This is a genomic window from Paracoccus sp. 228 (genome assembly GCF_000967825.1).
Taxonomy (GTDB): Bacteria; Pseudomonadota; Alphaproteobacteria; order Rhodobacterales; family Rhodobacteraceae; genus Paracoccus; species Paracoccus marcusii.
In genome coordinates, this window is sequence record NZ_JYGY01000005.1 from 341,990 (window position 1) to 356,583 (window position 14,594).

17 protein-coding genes are annotated in these 14,594 nt (G+C 67.5%); 5 read left to right on the forward strand and 12 right to left on the reverse strand.

The features are described 5' to 3' along the window. Nucleotides 1-30: 30 nt before the first annotated feature. The gene (locus SY26_RS16560; protein WP_046001476.1) at nt 31-1,989 is read left to right on the forward strand and encodes a protein meaA; all 1,959 of its coding nucleotides are present in this window, start codon (nt 31-33) and stop codon (nt 1,987-1,989) included. A gap of 85 nt (nt 1,990-2,074) precedes the next feature. Then, entirely contained in the window at nt 2,075-2,998 is a 924-nt protein-coding gene (locus tag SY26_RS16565; protein WP_046001396.1) for an acyltransferase, read from the forward strand. A gap of 60 nt (nt 2,999-3,058) precedes the next feature. Here the strand turns inward: SY26_RS16565 and rpmE are convergent, their stop codons facing one another. The 10 genes from rpmE to SY26_RS16615 all read right to left on the reverse strand — a co-directional run bounded on the left by rpmE (nt 3,059) and on the right by SY26_RS16615 (nt 9,041). Beyond that, complete coding sequence (gene rpmE / locus SY26_RS16570; RefSeq protein ID WP_042249018.1) at nt 3,059-3,280, reverse strand: 50S ribosomal protein L31; 222 nt, start codon at nt 3,278-3,280, stop codon at nt 3,059-3,061. 14 nt (nt 3,281-3,294) lie between these two features. After that, nucleotides 3,295-3,678 (reverse strand): 50S ribosomal protein L19, encoded by a 384-nt coding sequence (gene rplS, locus SY26_RS16575; protein WP_045982866.1) that lies wholly within the window; start codon nt 3,676-3,678, stop codon nt 3,295-3,297. Next, complete coding sequence (trmD, locus tag SY26_RS16580; RefSeq protein WP_046001397.1) at nt 3,675-4,562, reverse strand: tRNA (guanosine(37)-N1)-methyltransferase TrmD; 888 nt, start codon at nt 4,560-4,562, stop codon at nt 3,675-3,677. The genes rplS and trmD overlap by 4 nt, the downstream gene beginning before the upstream one ends. Further along, nucleotides 4,559-5,059 carry a ribosome maturation factor RimM gene (rimM, locus tag SY26_RS16585; RefSeq protein WP_046001398.1) on the reverse strand — a complete coding sequence of 167 codons (501 nt, stop codon included), beginning with the start codon at nt 5,057-5,059 and terminating at the stop codon, nt 4,559-4,561. Before rimM ends, trmD begins: the two co-directional genes overlap by 4 nt. A gap of 51 nt (nt 5,060-5,110) precedes the next feature. Then, nucleotides 5,111-5,467 carry a 30S ribosomal protein S16 gene (gene rpsP / locus SY26_RS16590; RefSeq protein ID WP_045982869.1) on the reverse strand — a complete coding sequence of 119 codons (357 nt, stop codon included), beginning with the start codon at nt 5,465-5,467 and terminating at the stop codon, nt 5,111-5,113. A 28-nt stretch (nt 5,468-5,495) separates the two neighbouring features. Beyond that, the gene (locus SY26_RS16595) at nt 5,496-5,792 is read right to left on the reverse strand and encodes a chorismate mutase (protein WP_042249024.1); all 297 of its coding nucleotides are present in this window, start codon (nt 5,790-5,792) and stop codon (nt 5,496-5,498) included. Beyond that, nucleotides 5,789-6,325, reverse strand: a complete 537-nt coding sequence (locus tag SY26_RS16600; RefSeq protein ID WP_045982870.1) for a GNAT family N-acetyltransferase — start codon at nt 6,323-6,325, stop codon at nt 5,789-5,791. Before SY26_RS16600 ends, SY26_RS16595 begins: the two co-directional genes overlap by 4 nt. Next, a complete protein-coding gene (ffh, locus tag SY26_RS16605) occupies nt 6,322-7,818 on the reverse strand; it encodes a signal recognition particle protein (RefSeq protein ID WP_045982871.1) in 1,497 nt (498 codons plus the stop codon). Before ffh ends, SY26_RS16600 begins: the two co-directional genes overlap by 4 nt. Before the next feature lie 163 nt (nt 7,819-7,981). Next, nucleotides 7,982-8,380 carry a TonB C-terminal domain-containing protein gene (locus tag SY26_RS16610; RefSeq protein ID WP_046001399.1) on the reverse strand — a complete coding sequence of 133 codons (399 nt, stop codon included), beginning with the start codon at nt 8,378-8,380 and terminating at the stop codon, nt 7,982-7,984. 73 nt (nt 8,381-8,453) lie between these two features. Further along, entirely contained in the window at nt 8,454-9,041 is a 588-nt protein-coding gene (locus tag SY26_RS16615) for an FMN-dependent NADH-azoreductase (RefSeq protein ID WP_046001400.1), read from the reverse strand. Nucleotides 9,042-9,142: 101 nt separating this feature from the next. Here SY26_RS16615 and SY26_RS16620 point away from each other — a divergent pair, with 101 nt between their 5' ends. From SY26_RS16620 to SY26_RS16630, 3 genes are all read left to right on the forward strand, one after another. Beyond that, nucleotides 9,143-9,988 (forward strand): LysR family transcriptional regulator, encoded by an 846-nt coding sequence (locus tag SY26_RS16620; RefSeq protein WP_046001477.1) that lies wholly within the window; start codon nt 9,143-9,145, stop codon nt 9,986-9,988. An 88-nt stretch (nt 9,989-10,076) separates the two neighbouring features. Then, complete coding sequence (locus SY26_RS16625) at nt 10,077-10,970, forward strand: DMT family transporter (protein ID WP_046001401.1); 894 nt, start codon at nt 10,077-10,079, stop codon at nt 10,968-10,970. 73 nt (nt 10,971-11,043) lie between these two features. Next, on the forward strand, nt 11,044-11,814 hold the full coding sequence (locus SY26_RS16630) for a division plane positioning ATPase MipZ (RefSeq protein ID WP_046001402.1): 771 nt from the start codon (nt 11,044-11,046) through the stop codon (nt 11,812-11,814). Between the two features lie 53 nt (nt 11,815-11,867). Here SY26_RS16630 and SY26_RS16635 read toward each other — a convergent pair whose 3' ends face one another. Continuing rightward, nucleotides 11,868-13,202: a pyruvate dehydrogenase complex dihydrolipoamide acetyltransferase gene (locus SY26_RS16635; protein WP_046001403.1), complete on the reverse strand. Its 1,335-nt coding sequence runs from the start codon at nt 13,200-13,202 to the stop codon at nt 11,868-11,870. A 12-nt stretch (nt 13,203-13,214) separates the two neighbouring features. After that, the gene (locus tag SY26_RS16640) at nt 13,215-14,594 is read right to left on the reverse strand and encodes a pyruvate dehydrogenase complex E1 component subunit beta (protein ID WP_046001404.1); all 1,380 of its coding nucleotides are present in this window, start codon (nt 14,592-14,594) and stop codon (nt 13,215-13,217) included.

Here is a 14,594-nt window from a genome sequence, read left to right on the forward strand (position 1 = left end):
CTCAGGATGACATTTTCTTGCGAGGGCATGATGGCCGACAAGGACAAACCCTGGCTGTTCCGCACCTATGCGGGGCATTCCACGGCGGCGAAATCCAATGCGCTGTACCGGACGAACCTGTCGCGCGGACAGACCGGCCTGTCGGTGGCCTTCGACCTGCCCACGCAGACCGGTTACGACAGCGATCATATCCTGGCGCGCGGAGAGGTCGGCAAGGTCGGCGTCCCCGTCTGCCATCTGGGCGACATGCGCGCGCTGTTCGACCAGATCCCGCTGGAGCAGATGAACACCTCGATGACGATCAATGCGACCGCGCCGTGGCTTCTGTCGCTGTACATCGCCGTGGCCGAGGAGCAGGGGGCCGATGTCAGCCGCCTGCAGGGCACCGTCCAGAACGACCTGATCAAGGAATACCTGTCGCGCGGCACCTATATCTGTCCGCCCGCGCCGTCGCTGGCGATGATCACCGACATCGCCGCCTATACGCGGCAGCACCTGCCGAAATGGAACCCGATGAACGTCTGCAGCTATCACCTGCAGGAGGCCGGGGCGACGCCGGAACAGGAGCTGGCCTATGCGCTGGCCACAGCTGTGGCCGTGCTGGACGATCTGCGGGACAAGGTGCCCGCCGACAGCTTTCCCGAGATGGTCGGGCGGATCAGCTTCTTCGTGAACGCGGGCATCCGCTTCGTCACCGAGCTGTGCAAGATGCGCGCCTTCACCGAGCTGTGGGACGAGATCACCCGTGACCGTTATGGCATCGCGGATGAGAAATACCGTCGGTTCCGCTATGGCGTGCAGGTCAACAGCCTGGGCCTGACCGAGCAGCAGCCCGAGAACAACGTCTATCGCATCCTGCTGGAGATGCTCGCCGTCACGCTGTCCAAGAACGCCCGCGCCCGCGCCGTGCAGCTGCCCGCCTGGAACGAGGCCCTGGGCCTGCCGCGTCCCTGGGATCAGCAATGGTCGCTGCGGATGCAGCAGATCCTGGCCTATGAGACCGACCTGCTGGAATATGGCGACCTGTTCGACGGCAATCCGGTGATCGCCGCCAAGGTCGAAACCCTCAAGCAGGGCGCGCGGGACGAATTGGCGCTGCTGAACCAGATGGGCGGCGCGATCGCGGCCATCGACTACATGAAGGCGCGACTGGTCGAATCGAACGCGGCCCGCCTGGGCCGGATCGAGACGAACGAGACGGTCGTGGTCGGCGTCAACCGCTGGCAGCAGGCCGAGCCGTCGCCGCTGACGGCGGGCGATGGCGGCATCATGGTCGTCGACCCCGCGGTCGAGGCCGATCAGGTCGGCCGCCTGGCCGCCTGGCGCGCGGAACGCGACGCAAGCGCGGTCGAGGCGGCGCTGGCCGCGCTGCGCCGCGCCGCGCAGTCGGGCGCGAACATCATGGAGCCGTCCATCGCCGCCGCCCGCGCGGGCGTCACCACCGGCGAATGGGCGGGCGTGATGCGCGCGGTGCATGGCGAATACCGCGGCCCGACGGGGGTGTCGCAGGCGCCCTCGAATCGCACCGAGGGACTGGAGGAGATCCGGGACGCGGTCGATGCGGTCAGCGCCCGGCTGGGGCGGCGGCTGAAGTTCCTGGTGGGCAAGCCGGGCCTGGACGGCCATTCGAACGGCGCCGAACAGATCGCCTTCCGCGCCCGCGACTGCGGCATGGACATCACCTATGAGGGTATCCGCCTGACCCCGGAGGAGATCGTTGCGCGTGCCCGCGAACAGGACGTCCATGTCGTCGGCCTGTCGATCCTGTCGGGCAGCCACCTGCCGCTGATCGAGGATCTGATGGCCCGCATGCAGGCCGCCGGAATGGGCCATGTGCCGGTGATCGTCGGCGGCATCATTCCCGACGACGACGCCGCCCGCCTGACGGCGATGGGCGTGGCACGGGTCTATACGCCCAAGGATTTCCAGCTGAACACGATCATGATGGACATCGTCGGGCTGGTCGCGCCGGGCGCCGCTGCCGCGTGACCGGGCAGGGCGCAGATAACGCGCCCCGTGGGTGAACCGGACGGGCCTTTGGCCGTTGACAGGGCTGCACGACAAAGGCCGGCCCATGACATCCCAGACCCGGCGCAACAGCGCCATCGACCCGTTGCGCATCCTTCTGGCGCTGATGGTCATCGCCCTGCATAGCGGATTTCCCGAGGGCGCGCCTCCGCTGGTCAAGCAGGTGCTGTTCAACGGCCTCTATCGTCTGGCGGTGCCGGTCTTCGCCTTGATCTCGGGGTACTTCTTCCTGTCAGCCATGCGCGGCGGGCGCAGTGGGCCGTATCTGCGCCGCATCCTGGTGTTGTACCTGCTGTGGATGACGATCTATCTGCCGATCTATGGTCCGGACCTGACCGGGGCGGGGCATGCGCTGCAGACGCTGGTGTTCGGCTATTTCCATCTGTGGTTCCTGCCGGGCCTGCTGGTATCGGCGGTGATGGTCATGGTGCTGCGGCGACCGATGCGGATCGCCGTCGCGGCGGCGCTTCTGGCGGGTACGGGGCTGGCCCTGCAACTGCTGGTCCTGACCGGGCAGGCAGAGATCCAGCTGGACCATTATCGCAACGGGGTCTTCACCATCTTTCCGTTCTTCGCGCTTGGCGTTCTGCTGGCGCATGGCTGGGGTTCGGGGCTGCGGCGGTGGGCCATGCCGCTGGCCGGTCTGGCGCTGCTGGCGGTGATGGGGGAAAGCTTGGTCTGGCGGGTGATCGCGGGCGGGGGCTGGGGCGTCGACATGATGCTGTCGCTGCTGGCGGCGGCACCGCTGCTGTTCCTGGCTGCGCAGCAGGTGCAGGGGGCGTGGGACGGCAAGCGCGCGGCCAGCACTGCGGCCTTCGTCTATTTCGTGCATGTCATGATCATGATCTGCGCCAGCCGGTTCGGGCTGGAGGGGGACACCAAGGCGCTGACCGTCATGGCGGTCTGCCTGGCCTTGGCCACCTGGCTGGGGATGGCAGAGCGCCGCCGCGTGCTGGCGTTTTTCACCTGACCCCGGAATGAGAAACGCCGCCCCGAGGGGCGGCGTCTGCGACGTCGATCGTGGCGTGGATCAGAAACCCAGGCCCGCGTATTTCGACTTGAACTTGGTCACGCGGCCGCCGGCATCCATCAGGCGCGACGAACCACCGGTCCAGGCCGGGTGCGAGGTCGGGTCGATGTCCAGCGACATGCTGTCGCCCTCGGCGCCCCAGGTCGAACGGGTCTGGTAGGTGGTCCCGTCCGTCATCTTGACCGAGATCGTGTGGTAATCGGGGTGAATCTCTTTTTTCATGGCGTGACCTCTGCTCAGGCTTTCGCGTCCGACAGCGGACGGTAGTTGGTCTTTTCGACGATACGGGCCGACTTGCCGCGACGATCGCGCAGATAGTACAGCTTGGCGCGACGGACCTTGCCGCGACGAACGACCTCGATCGTGGCGATGTTGGTCGAATACAGCGGGAACACGCGCTCCACGCCTTCGCCGAAGCTGATCTTGCGGACCGTGAAGCTGGCCGCGATGTTCGCGCCGCCACGGCGCGAGATGCAGACGCCTTCGTAGTTCTGGACGCGGGTACGGGTACCCTCGGTCACTTTGTAGCCGACGCGGATGGTGTCGCCGGCCTTGAAGTCGGGAATGGACTTGCCAAGCTCGGCGATCTGCTCGGCTTCGAGTTGTGCGATCAGGTTCATCGCTTTGGTTCCTTGTCATGCTCGCGGTACATCCGCGATTGGTCTGATGCGCCCGAGCGCTGTCGGTCCTTAGCCGGGTCCACATGCGTTTCCGCATATGCCCGCCACAGATCGGGGCGGCGTTCTTGTGTCAGCCTCTCGGCCTCACCGGACCGCCATGCGGCGATGGCTGCGTGATTGCCCGACAACAGCACGGGCGGTATCTCGCGGCCATCCCAGAGGGCGGGCTTGGTGAACTGCGGCGCTTCCAGAAGACCCCGGTTGCCGATGGAAAAGGACTCCTCGGCCAGGGAATCATGATTGCCCAGCACGCGCGGTATAAGCCGGACCGTCGCGTCGATCAAGACCTGTGCGGCGATCTCTCCGCCGGTCAGGACATAATCCCCGATGCTGATCTCCTCGATGGCGTGCTTGTCCAGCACGCGCTGGTCGATTCCCTCGAACCGGCCGCAGATCAGCATGACGCCCGGCCCCTGCGCCAGCGCCCGGGCACGGGCCTGGGTCAGCGGTCTGCCACGCGGCGACATGTAAAGGACGGGCAGGGTCGGCCCCGGTCCCGCCTGCGCCTCGGTCAGGGCCGCGTCCAGCACGTCCGCGCGGATGACCATGCCGGCCCCGCCGCCCGCGGGCGTGTCGTCGACATTGCGATGCCGGCCCATGCCGAAATCGCGAAGGCCGATGGTGCGCAGGTTCCACAAGCCCTGCGCCAGCGCCTTGCCGGTCAGGGACAGGCCCAGGATGCCGGGAAAGGCTTCGGGGAACAGCGTGACGATCCGCGCGGTCCATGCGCCCGCCACCTGCGGTTCCGCCATCAGCTTGCGCGGGCGCAGGCTGGGACGGGCGGTCAGGCGGCCATGCGACTTGGGACTGGGCGCGTCGCTCATTCGTCGTCGCCGGGCGGGTCCACCACGATGCGACGCGCGGCCAGATCGACGGTCGGCACGACGGCACGGGTAAAGGGCAGCATCAGCACCTGCGTGCCGCCCACCACCTCGATGATGTCGCCGGCGCCGTGATCGTACAGCGCACGCACCCGGCCCAGGGATTTGCCGCCGGTATCGACGACCTCCAGCCCGATCAGGTCGGCATGATAGAATTCGTCATCCGGCAGCGCGGGCAGGGCACTGCGCGGGGCCCACAGGGTCACGCCGCGCAGGGCGTCGGCATCCTCCTTGGTGGCGATGCCCTTGATGCGCGCACCCAGGGCCCCCGTCACCTCGCGCGTCAGCGACACCTCGAACCGGCGGGTGCCGTCCTCGGACGTCAGGGGGGAATAGGTCGCGATATCGGCAGGGTCCGAGCAGAAGCTTTTCAGCCGCACCTCTCCGTGGACCCCGAAAGCCCCCGCGATGGCGCCGACGCAGATGCGGTCTTCGGTCATGTCACACCCTTGCAATAAAGGACTGGCGGGGTTTCCCCCGCCAGCGTCAGATCATTCGGCTTCGGCGGGCGCCGCGGCCTTCTTGGCGCGCTCGTCGGCGCGGGCCTTGGCTTTCTTGCCGGGCTCTGCCTTCTTCATGTTCTTGCGCTCGGCCTTTTCCTTGACGCCCGCGGCTTCCAGGAAGCGTGCAACGCGATCGGTCGGCTGCGCGCCGTGGCTCAGCCAGTACTGGATGCGCTCGACGTCCATCTTGACGCGGTCTTCGCTGTCCTTGGCCAGCAGCGGGTTGTAGGTGCCCAGCTTCTCGATGAAGCGGCCGTCGCGCGGCATGCGCGAATCCGACGCGACGATGGCATAGTGCGGGCGCTTCTTGCTGCCACCACGGGCCAGGCGGATCTTCATGGACATCAGATAGTCTCCTTGGGTTGTCGTCCGGTCAGGACTGATAATGTTCGTGGTGCCGAATAACTTCGGCGATCACGAAGGTCAGGAATTTGCGCGCGAATTCCGGGTCAAGATCGGCCTCGCGCGCGAGGCGTTCCAGGCGTTCGATCTGGCTTGCCTCGCGCGAGGGATCGGACGGCGGAAGGTCGTGCCGGGCCTTCAGGCGGCCGACGGACTGGGTGTGCTTGAAGCGTTCGGCCAGCGTATAGACCAGGATGGCGTCAAGCCGGTCGATGCTGGCACGGTGGTCGCGCAGCAGGTCGGCCGCGCGGGTGGTTGCGTCGGTCATGCGGCCTCCGGGCTGTGACGATAGACGAGGCAGGGCTTGTCGAAGACCGGCTGCCGCGCGCCGCGGTCGCGCACCGCGCCAAGCCGTTCGGCCAGCGCGATCGACCGGGCATTGTCCGGGTCGATATAGCTGACGGCCGTGGTCCAGCCTAGGTCGCGGAACGCATGCGCGCGCACCGCACGGGCGGCCTCGGCAACATAGCCGCGGCCTTCGGCGGCCTGCGACCAGACGGTCCAGCCCAGCTCATGCTCGGGCCAGCCGTCGGGGTACCACGGGCCGGTCATGCCCAGGGGCGTATCATCGCCCTTGAGGCAGAACACGAACATCCCGAAACCGCGCATCACCCAATGGCCGGTCAGGTGGCCGAAGGCCCGCCAATAGGCGCCAGGCTTGGGTTCGGGCGAACCGCCGCCCACGAATTGCGCGCGATCCGACTGATAGAAGCTGCGCCAATGCGGCCAGTCGCTGCCCAGGGGCGCGCGCAGGGTCAGCCGTTCCGTCTCCAGAACCGGGGTGGGGGACAGCGTGATCATTTCTTGCCGAACAATCCGCCCAAGCCGGCAGGCAGGCCCGCGCGGCCCAACTGGCCGCCCAGGCCCTTGGGATCGGCCAGCATTTTCTGGGCCTCGGCCATCTTGGCGGGGTCCAGGTTCTCCATGTCGGGCAGGCCGCCGCCCTTGCCGGTCATGGCGCGCATGGCCTGCTTCATCAGCCCGCCCTTGCCCATCTTGCCCAGCTTCTTCATCGTGTCGGCCATCTGCTTCTGCATCTTCAGCAGCTTGTTCAGGTCTGACACGTCCAGACCCGCACCGGCAGCAATGCGCTTTTTCCGGCTGGCCTGCAGCAGGTCGGGATTGGCCCGTTCCTTCTTGGTCATCGAATTGATCAGGGCGATCTGGTGGCGGACGACCTTGTCGTCATAGCCCGCGGCCTCGGCCTGCTTGGCCATCTTGGCCATGCCGGGCATCATCCCCATGACCGAGGACATGCCGCCCATCTTCTGCATCTGCTCCAGCTGGCCGCGCAGGTCGTTCATGTTGAAGAGGCCCTTCTGGAACCGCTTCATCATGCGTTCGGCCTGCTCGACCTCCAGCACCTGCTGGGCCTTCTCGACCAGGGCCACGATGTCGCCCATGCCCAGGATGCGGCCCGCGACGCGGCTGGCGTCAAAGGTCTCCAGCGCGTCCATCTTCTCGCCCAGACCCACGAAGCGGATCGGCTTGCCGGTCACGGCGCGCATCGACAGGGCCGCACCGCCACGCCCGTCGCCGTCCATCCGGGTCAGGACCACGCCGGTGACGCCGACCTTGGCGTCGAACTCGGTCGCGACGTTCACGGCGTCCTGGCCGGTCAGGCCGTCGACGACCAGCAGCGTCTCGCGCGGGTTCGCGATGTCGCGGACCTGCTGGACCTGGGTCATCAGCGCCTCGTCGATATGCAGGCGGCCGGCGGTGTCCAGCATCACCACGTCATAGCCGCCAAGCGAGGCCTGCGTCTTGGCGCGCTGCGCGATCTGCACGGCGGTCTGGCCCATCACGATGGGCAGCGTGTCGACGCCGATCTGCTGGCCCAGGATGGCCAGCTGCTCCATCGCGGCGGGGCGGTTGGTGTCCAGGGACGCCATCAGCACGCGCTTCTTCTCGCGGTCCTTCAGGCGCAGGGCCAGTTTCGCGGTCGTGGTGGTCTTGCCCGAACCCTGGAGGCCGACCATCAGGATGGCGGCGGGCGGGTTGTCGATGCGCAGCGCCTCGGGGGCGTCGTCGCCCTGCAGGACCTTGATCAGCTCGTCATGGACGATCTTGACGACCTGCTGGCCGGGGCTGACCGATTTCGTGACCGCGGCGCCGGTGGCCTTGGCCGTGACGGCCTTGACGAAGTTGCGCGCCACCGGCAGCGAGACGTCCGCCTCCAGCAGGGCGACGCGCACCTCGCGCATGGCGGCGGTGACGTCCTCCTCGGACAGGGCGCCCTGCTTGGTCAGCCGGTCGAAGACGCCGCCCAAACGGTCGGAAAGGTTCTCGAACATGGCCGGGCCTCCTATGGCTCCAAATCGGTTTAGCCCCCGTGGGCGCAACGCGCTGACGGGGGGCGATCCCCGCATCTGGCGCAGGGACCGGAAGGCTGTGCTTCCGGGAATCCGGGGTCTTGTACAGGGCAGGGGGGGTCCTGTCAACGCAGGCCCGGTCGGATCACGGGGTCGCGACGTTGATCGGCAGAACGAAGCTGGCGCTGCCCCGCGGCCTGTCGTCCGTGACGGGCGGCATCTGGGGCATGTCCATGATGCCGTTGCGCAGGGCATGATCCATCAGCGGGTTGCCCGAGCATTGCATGGTTCGCACGTCGATGATCATGCCGTCCTGGGCCACGACGATGACGAATTGGGCGGCGTTGGTCGCGCTGACGGTCGCCGCTTGCAGAAGGGCCACATGGCTTTGGCGGGCGGCGTTGTCGCGCAGCAGCTTGGTCCATTCGATCATGTCACGGGGGCGGTGCGTGGCGATTTCGTTGACCGGGGTCTGCGCCACGGCCGGGGTGTAAAAAACCGCCAGCCCTGTCAGCAGGGCGGCGGTCGCAATCGTGAAACGCATGGCGGCAATGTCCCCGAAGGATGCAATGCCGCCATATGAGGATGGGGTGAAGCTGCGCAACAGCGCAGACCGGTCAGGCCGCGATCTGCTCCAGCGCCTGTTGTGCGCGTGCCATGCCGGCCTCGCGGTCCATGGCAAGGCCGTCGGCGGCCACGAAGGTCACGTCGGTGATCCCCAGGAAGCCCAGCATGTGGCGCAAATAGCCCGACGCGTGGTCCAGGTCCGAACCCATCGGCGTGCCGGCGGCGGTATAGGCCACGAAGGCGCGCTTGCCCGTCAGCAGGCCCTCGGGGCCCTCGGCGGTATAGCGGAAGCTGACACCGGCGCGGGCGATCTGGTCCAGCCAGGTCTTCAGCTGCGACGGCAGGAAGAAGTTGTAGACCGGCAGCCCGATCACCAGCGTGTCGGCGGCCTGAACCTCGGCCAGCAGCGCGTTCGAAGTGTCGATCTGCGCCTGCTGCTGCGGGGTCGGATCGTCGGTGCCCACGCGCACGGCCTTGAACCATGCGGTATCGATGGCGGGGACGCCCGTGCTGAGATCACGATAGGTCACCGTCGCGTCGGGATTGGCGGCGGTCAGGCGGGCCAGGATGTCGGCGGTCAGCTGGCGCGAGACCGAGGCGTCGGCGGTGATGGCGCTGTCGAGATGCAGGATGTTCATGGCAAGCTCCCAGAGAGTTGTTTCTGCGTTGCAGCAGATTTAGGTCTATGCACCTGCGAACGTAAGGGGGATAACTGCGCATTCACTGTGCGGGGATGCACATGCAGATCGAATCGTGGGACGATATCCGCGTGGCACTGGCCGTGGCGCGCACCGGAACGGTCAGCGGGGCGGCCGCCGATCTTGGCGTGCACCACGCCACGGTGATCCGCCGCATCGACGCGCTGGAATCGGCCCTGCGCGCCCGGCTGTTCCAACGCCACACCCGCGGCTATGCCCTGACCGAGGCGGGGCGCACCCTGCTGGATGCGGCTGGGGCCGCGGATGAACGCTTTGCCCAGATGGCTGCGCAGATCGCCGGCGCCGGAGAGCGGATCGAGGGAGAGCTGGTCGTGACCTCGCTGCCGGAACTGGTGGATCTGGTCATGCCGCGACTGATCGCGCTGATGGCGCGCCATCCCGACCTGCGCCTGACCTATGCCACGGACGCGCGCCTGTTCCGGCTGGGCGCCGGAGAGGCGCATGTGGCCATCCGCGGCGGTGCCGAACCGACCGAGCCCGACTATGTCGTGCGTGCGATGGGGCGGATGGGGCATGTGATGTATGCCGCGGCCTCGTACCTGGACCGGCACGGGCCGGTCGACGATCCGCGCGACCACCGCTTTGCCCTGCCGGGACCGGAGGCGCGCGGCGCCCCCTACATGCGCTGGCTGCAGGACCGCATCGGCCCCGAGAACATCCTGGTCACCGCCAACGAGGCCACCGCGCGCGAGGCGGTGATCCGCGCCGGGCTGGCGGTCGGTGCCTTGCCCGACAGCCTGGCGCACGGCCTGCTGCCCGCGCTGAGCCTGCCGGAATGGGATTCCAACCTTTGGCTGGTCACCCATGTCGACCTGCATCGCACCCCGAAGGTCCAGGCCGCGCTGGCGGCGCTGCGCGACGGCTGAGCCCTTCCCCTCGGCCCCGGCTTGGGGCAGCGTGCGCCGCAGGAGGACCCATGACCCTTTTCCGCCCATTGCCTGACCGGACCGTCCGATGATCACCGCGCGGATGAGCGCATCCGACTGGGGCCTTCTGCTGCTGCTGTCACTGATCTGGGGTGGTTCGTTCTTCCTGATCGCGCTGATCGTGGGGCATATGCCGGTCCTGTGGGTGGTGGCGCTGCGCGTGATGATCGCCGCCGCGGTCCTATGGGCCATCGTGCTGGCGACCGGGCGGGCACTGCCGCGCGGGGCGGGGCTGTGGGGCGCGTTCCTGGTGATGGGCGTCCTGAACAACGCCATCCCCTTTGGGCTGATCGTCTGGGCGCAGGGGTTCATCCCGGCCGGGCTGGCATCCATCCTGAACGCGACGACGCCGCTGTTCACGGTGCTGGTCTCGACCTTGGTGCTGGCGGATGAACGCGCGGGACTGATGCGCCTGGCCGGGGTCGCCCTGGGCCTGGGGGGTGTCGCGGTGATGATCGGCGTGGACGAACTGGCCGGTCACGGCCATGGCGTGCTGCCGCAACTGGCGATGCTGGGCGCCGCGATCAGCTATGCCTGGGCCGCGGCCTTTGGACGGCGGTTTCGTGCACAGGGCGTTGACCCGCTGGTCACGGCGGCGGGTATGGTGTCGGGCACCAGCGTCGTGCTGCTGCCGCTGGCATTGGCGCATGACGGGCTGCCGCCGGCGGCTCCTGCCCAGGTCTGGCTGGCGATCAGCCTGCTGGGGCTGGTCTGCACGGGGCTGGCCTATGTGCTGTTCTTTCGCATCCTAGGCCGGGCGGGGGCCACGAACATCTCTCTGGTGACGTTCCTGGTGCCGGTGTCGGCGAACCTGCTTGGCTGGCTGTTCCTGGACGAGGTTCTGGGCCTGCCGCAACTGCTGGGCATGGCGGTCATCGGGCTTGGGCTGGCGATGATCGACGGACGGCTGCTGCGGCGCTAGGACTGCCGGGGCGGCTTTCCATCCGGCGGCGCGGTCGCTAGGTTTCCCGTCGGGACAGGACAAGAGGCTGCTTGTGGCGCATATCATCGTGGTCGGAAACGAAAAGGGCGGCTCGGGCAAGTCGACCACCTCGATGCATGTGGCGACCGCGCTGGCGCGGATGGGGCACCGGGTCGGCGGGCTGGACCTGGACGTCCGCCAGCGCAGCTTTGGCCGCTATCTGGAGAATCGCGCCGCCTTCCTGGTGCGCAAGGGGCTGGACCTGCCCATGCCCGTGCTGGCGCCGCTGGGCGAGGGCGCCGATCCGCTGACACCCGCCCTGCGGCAACTGGAGGAGACGTGCGACTTCATCCTGCTGGATTGCCCCGGGTCGCATACCAAGCTGAGCCAGATGGCGCATACGGTCGCCGACACGCTGATCACGCCCCTGAACGACAGTTTCGTCGATTTCGACCTGCTGGCGCGCATGTCGCCCGACGGTGACGTGCTTGGTCCCTCGATCTATGCCGAGATGGTATGGGGCGCACGCCAGCTGCGCGCGCAGGCCGGGGCAGGGCCCATCGACTGGCTGGTGCTGAGAAACCGCCTGGGCAGCCAGCAGATGCACAACAAGCGCAAGGTCGGCGGCGCGCTGGCCGACCTGTCCAAGCGGATCGGGTTTCGGGTGGCGCCCGGATTTTCCGAACGCGTGATCTTTCGCGAGCTGTTTCCGAACGGGCTGACCCTGCTGGATCTGAAGGATGTCGGCACCGAGGCCATGAGCATGTCCCAGATCGCCGCGCGGCAGGAGTTGCGCGACCTGATCAACGAACTGCGCCTGCCGGGCGTCACCGTCACGTTCTGACAACGAAAGACGGCGGGCCGATGGCCCGCCGTTTGTTCCGTCCGGTGGCTGGATCAGGCCAGCATGCCCATCGGGTTTTCCAGATGGGCGACGATCGCCTCCAGCAGCTGCGCGCCCATGGCGCCGTCGATCACCCGGTGGTCCACCGACAGCGTCATCGACATGACGTTGCGCACCACGACCTCGCCCTTTTCGACGACCGGGGTCGGGATGCCCGCACCCACGGCCAGGATCGCGCCATGCGGCGGGTTGATGACCGCGTCGAAGTTCTCGATCCCGAACATGCCCAGGTTGCTGATCGCGAAGCTGCCGCCCTGATATTCATGCGGGGCCAGCTTCTTCGACTTGGCGCGCGCGGCCAGGTCCTTCATCTGCGCCGACAGCGCCGACAGGGTCTTCTGATGCGCGTCCTTCAGCACGGGCGTGAACAGCCCGCCCTCGATGGCCACGGCCACGGCGACGTCCGACGGTTTCAGCTTGAGGATGCGATCCCCCGCCCAGACCGCGTTCGCGTCAGGCACCTGCTGCAGCGCCAGGGCGCTGGCCTTGATGATGAAGTCGTTGACCGACAGCTTGACGCCACGGCTCTCCAGCTGCTTGTTCAGCGTGGCCCGGAACTCCATCAGCGCATCCAGCTTGGCCGAGCGGCGCAGATAGAAATGCGGGATGGTCTGCTTGGCTTCGGACAGGCGGGCGGCGATGGTGCGGCGCATGCCGTCCAGCGCGACCTCCTCGGTCTCGCGGTCGGCATACATCTTCAGCACAGCGTCGGTCGACAGACCCTTGGGGGCCTGGGCCGGGGCTGCGGCTGCCGCGGGGGCCGCCTTCGCCTCGGGCTGGGCCGCAGCCGACGCGGAGGGCTTGGCGTCACCTGCCTTGGCGTTCTCGACATCAGCCTTGACGATGCGGCCACGGGGGCCGCTGCCTTGGATCTGCGACAGGTCCAGACCCTTGTCCTTGGCGATGCGCCGCGCCAAGGGCGAGGCGAACACCCGGTTGCCCTTGGGTGCGTCGGCCTTGGCATCGCCGGCGACCGGCGCGCCGATCGGGCCGCCATAGCCCTTCTCGGCCGGTTCGGGCTCGGCATCCGCCTTGGGCTTGGGCTCTTCCTTGGCCTTGGGCGCGCTGATGTCGCCCGCCTCCTCGCCGTCCTCCAGCAGGACCGCGATGGCGGTGTTGACCTTGACCGCCGAGGTGCCCTCGGCGATCAGGATCTTGCCGATGCGGCCTTCGTCGACGGCCTCGAACTCCATCGTGGCCTTGTCGGTCTCGATCTCGGCGATGACGTCGCCGGACTTGACCTCGTCGCCTTCCTTGACCAGCCACTTGGCCAGCGTGCCCTCCTCCATCGTCGGGGAGAGGGCGGGCATCAGGATTTCCGTGGGCATCGCGCAGCTCCCTTACTTGTAGGTGACTTTTTTCACGGCTTCGACGATCTCGGCGGGCGTGATCAGCGCGTGCTTTTCCAGGTTGGCGGCATAGGGCATCGGCACGTCCTTGCCGGTGCAGTTGATGACGGGCGCGTCCAGATAGTCGAACGCGTTCTCCATCAGATAGGCCGAGATGTGGTTGCCGATGGCGCCCACGGGGAAGCCCTCCTCGACGGTCACGCAGCGGTTGGTCCGCTTGACCGATTCCAGGATTGCGTCATAGTCCAGCGGTCGCAGGGTGCGCAGGTCGATCACGTCGGCCTCGATGCCCTCCTCGGCCAGCTTGGCCGCGGCCTCCAGCGCATGCGCCACACCGATGCCGAAGCTGACCAGCGTCACGTCGTCGCCCGACCGGACCGTGTTGGCCTTGCCGAAGGGAATGGTGAAGTCCTCAAGGTCCGGCACCTCGAAGCTGCGGCCATACAGGATCTCGTTCTCCAGGAAGATGACCGGGTTGTTGTCGCGGATCGCCTGCTTCATCAGGCCCTTCGCGTCGGCGGCCGAATAGGGCATCACGACCTTCAGGCCCGGAATGGCCGCGTACCATGCGGCGTAATCCTGGCTGTGCTGCGCGCCCACGCGGGCGGCGGCACCGTTCGGGCCACGGAACACGATCGGACAGCCCATCTGGCCCCCCGACATGTACAGCGTCTTTGCGGCTGAGTTGATGATGTGGTCGATCGCCTGCATGGCGAAGTTGAAGGTCATGAACTCGACGATCGGACGCAGGCCGGCCAGGGCCGCCCCCGTGCCGATGCCGGCAAAGCCGATCTCGGAGATGGGCGTGTCCACGACGCGGCGGGGGCCGAACCGCTCCAGCAGGCCTTGGCTGATCTTGTAGGCGCCTTGGTATTCGCCCACTTCCTCGCCCATCAGGAAGACGGTCTCGTCGCGGTCCATCTCTTCGGCCATGGCCTCGCGCAGGGCTTCCCGCACGGTCATGGTCTTCATCTTGGTGCCCTCGGGCCAGTCGGGGCTGCGCGGCTTGGGCTGCGGGGTCACGACCTCCTCGATGGCGGATTCGCCGGGCTGGGCGCCGTCATCCTTCTTGGGGGCTTCGGCCGGTTTGGCCTCGGCCTTGGGGGCAGGGGCCGCGTCGGCGTCCTCTCCCTCCTCAACCAGCACCGCGATGGGGGTGTTCACGGCGACGCCCTGGGTGCCCTCGGCCACCAGCAGCTTGCCCATGATCCCCTCGTCGACGGCCTCGAACTCCATCGTGGCCTTGTCGGTCTCGATCTCGGCGATGACGTCGCCGGATTTCACCGCGTCGCCCTCTTTCTTCAGCCATTTCGCCAGCGTGCCTTCCTCCATCGTGGGGGACAGGGCGGGCATCAGGATTTCAATTGCCAT

Excerpts from the sequence above, each read along its gene's own strand:
- SY26_RS16610 (WP_046001399.1), bottom strand. The coding sequence starts at position 8,380 with ATGCGTTTCACGATTGCGACCGCCGCCCTGCTGACAGGGCTGGCGGTT.
- rpmE (WP_042249018.1), bottom strand. The coding sequence starts at position 3,280 with ATGAAAAAAGAGATTCACCCCGATTACCACACGATCTCGGTCAAGATG.
- SY26_RS16565 (WP_046001396.1), top strand. The coding sequence starts at position 2,075 with ATGACATCCCAGACCCGGCGCAACAGCGCCATCGACCCGTTGCGCATC.
- SY26_RS16615 (WP_046001400.1), bottom strand. The coding sequence starts at position 9,041 with ATGAACATCCTGCATCTCGACAGCGCCATCACCGCCGACGCCTCGGTC.
- SY26_RS16620 (WP_046001477.1), top strand. The coding sequence starts at position 9,143 with ATGCAGATCGAATCGTGGGACGATATCCGCGTGGCACTGGCCGTGGCG.
- SY26_RS16560 (WP_046001476.1), top strand. The coding sequence starts at position 31 with ATGGCCGACAAGGACAAACCCTGGCTGTTCCGCACCTATGCGGGGCAT.
- rplS (WP_045982866.1), bottom strand. The coding sequence starts at position 3,678 with ATGAACCTGATCGCACAACTCGAAGCCGAGCAGATCGCCGAGCTTGGC.
- SY26_RS16625 (WP_046001401.1), top strand. The coding sequence starts at position 10,077 with ATGATCACCGCGCGGATGAGCGCATCCGACTGGGGCCTTCTGCTGCTG.
- rimM (WP_046001398.1), bottom strand. The coding sequence starts at position 5,059 with ATGACCGAAGACCGCATCTGCGTCGGCGCCATCGCGGGGGCTTTCGGG.
- ffh (WP_045982871.1), bottom strand. The coding sequence starts at position 7,818 with ATGTTCGAGAACCTTTCCGACCGTTTGGGCGGCGTCTTCGACCGGCTG.
- SY26_RS16600 (WP_045982870.1), bottom strand. The coding sequence starts at position 6,325 with ATGATCACGCTGTCCCCCACCCCGGTTCTGGAGACGGAACGGCTGACC.
- trmD (WP_046001397.1), bottom strand. The coding sequence starts at position 4,562 with ATGAGCGACGCGCCCAGTCCCAAGTCGCATGGCCGCCTGACCGCCCGT.
- SY26_RS16595 (WP_042249024.1), bottom strand. The coding sequence starts at position 5,792 with ATGACCGACGCAACCACCCGCGCGGCCGACCTGCTGCGCGACCACCGT.
- SY26_RS16640 (WP_046001404.1), bottom strand. The coding sequence starts at position 14,594 with ATGGCAATTGAAATCCTGATGCCCGCCCTGTCCCCCACGATGGAGGAA.
- SY26_RS16635 (WP_046001403.1), bottom strand. The coding sequence starts at position 13,202 with ATGCCCACGGAAATCCTGATGCCCGCCCTCTCCCCGACGATGGAGGAG.
- rpsP (WP_045982869.1), bottom strand. The coding sequence starts at position 5,467 with ATGTCCATGAAGATCCGCCTGGCCCGTGGTGGCAGCAAGAAGCGCCCG.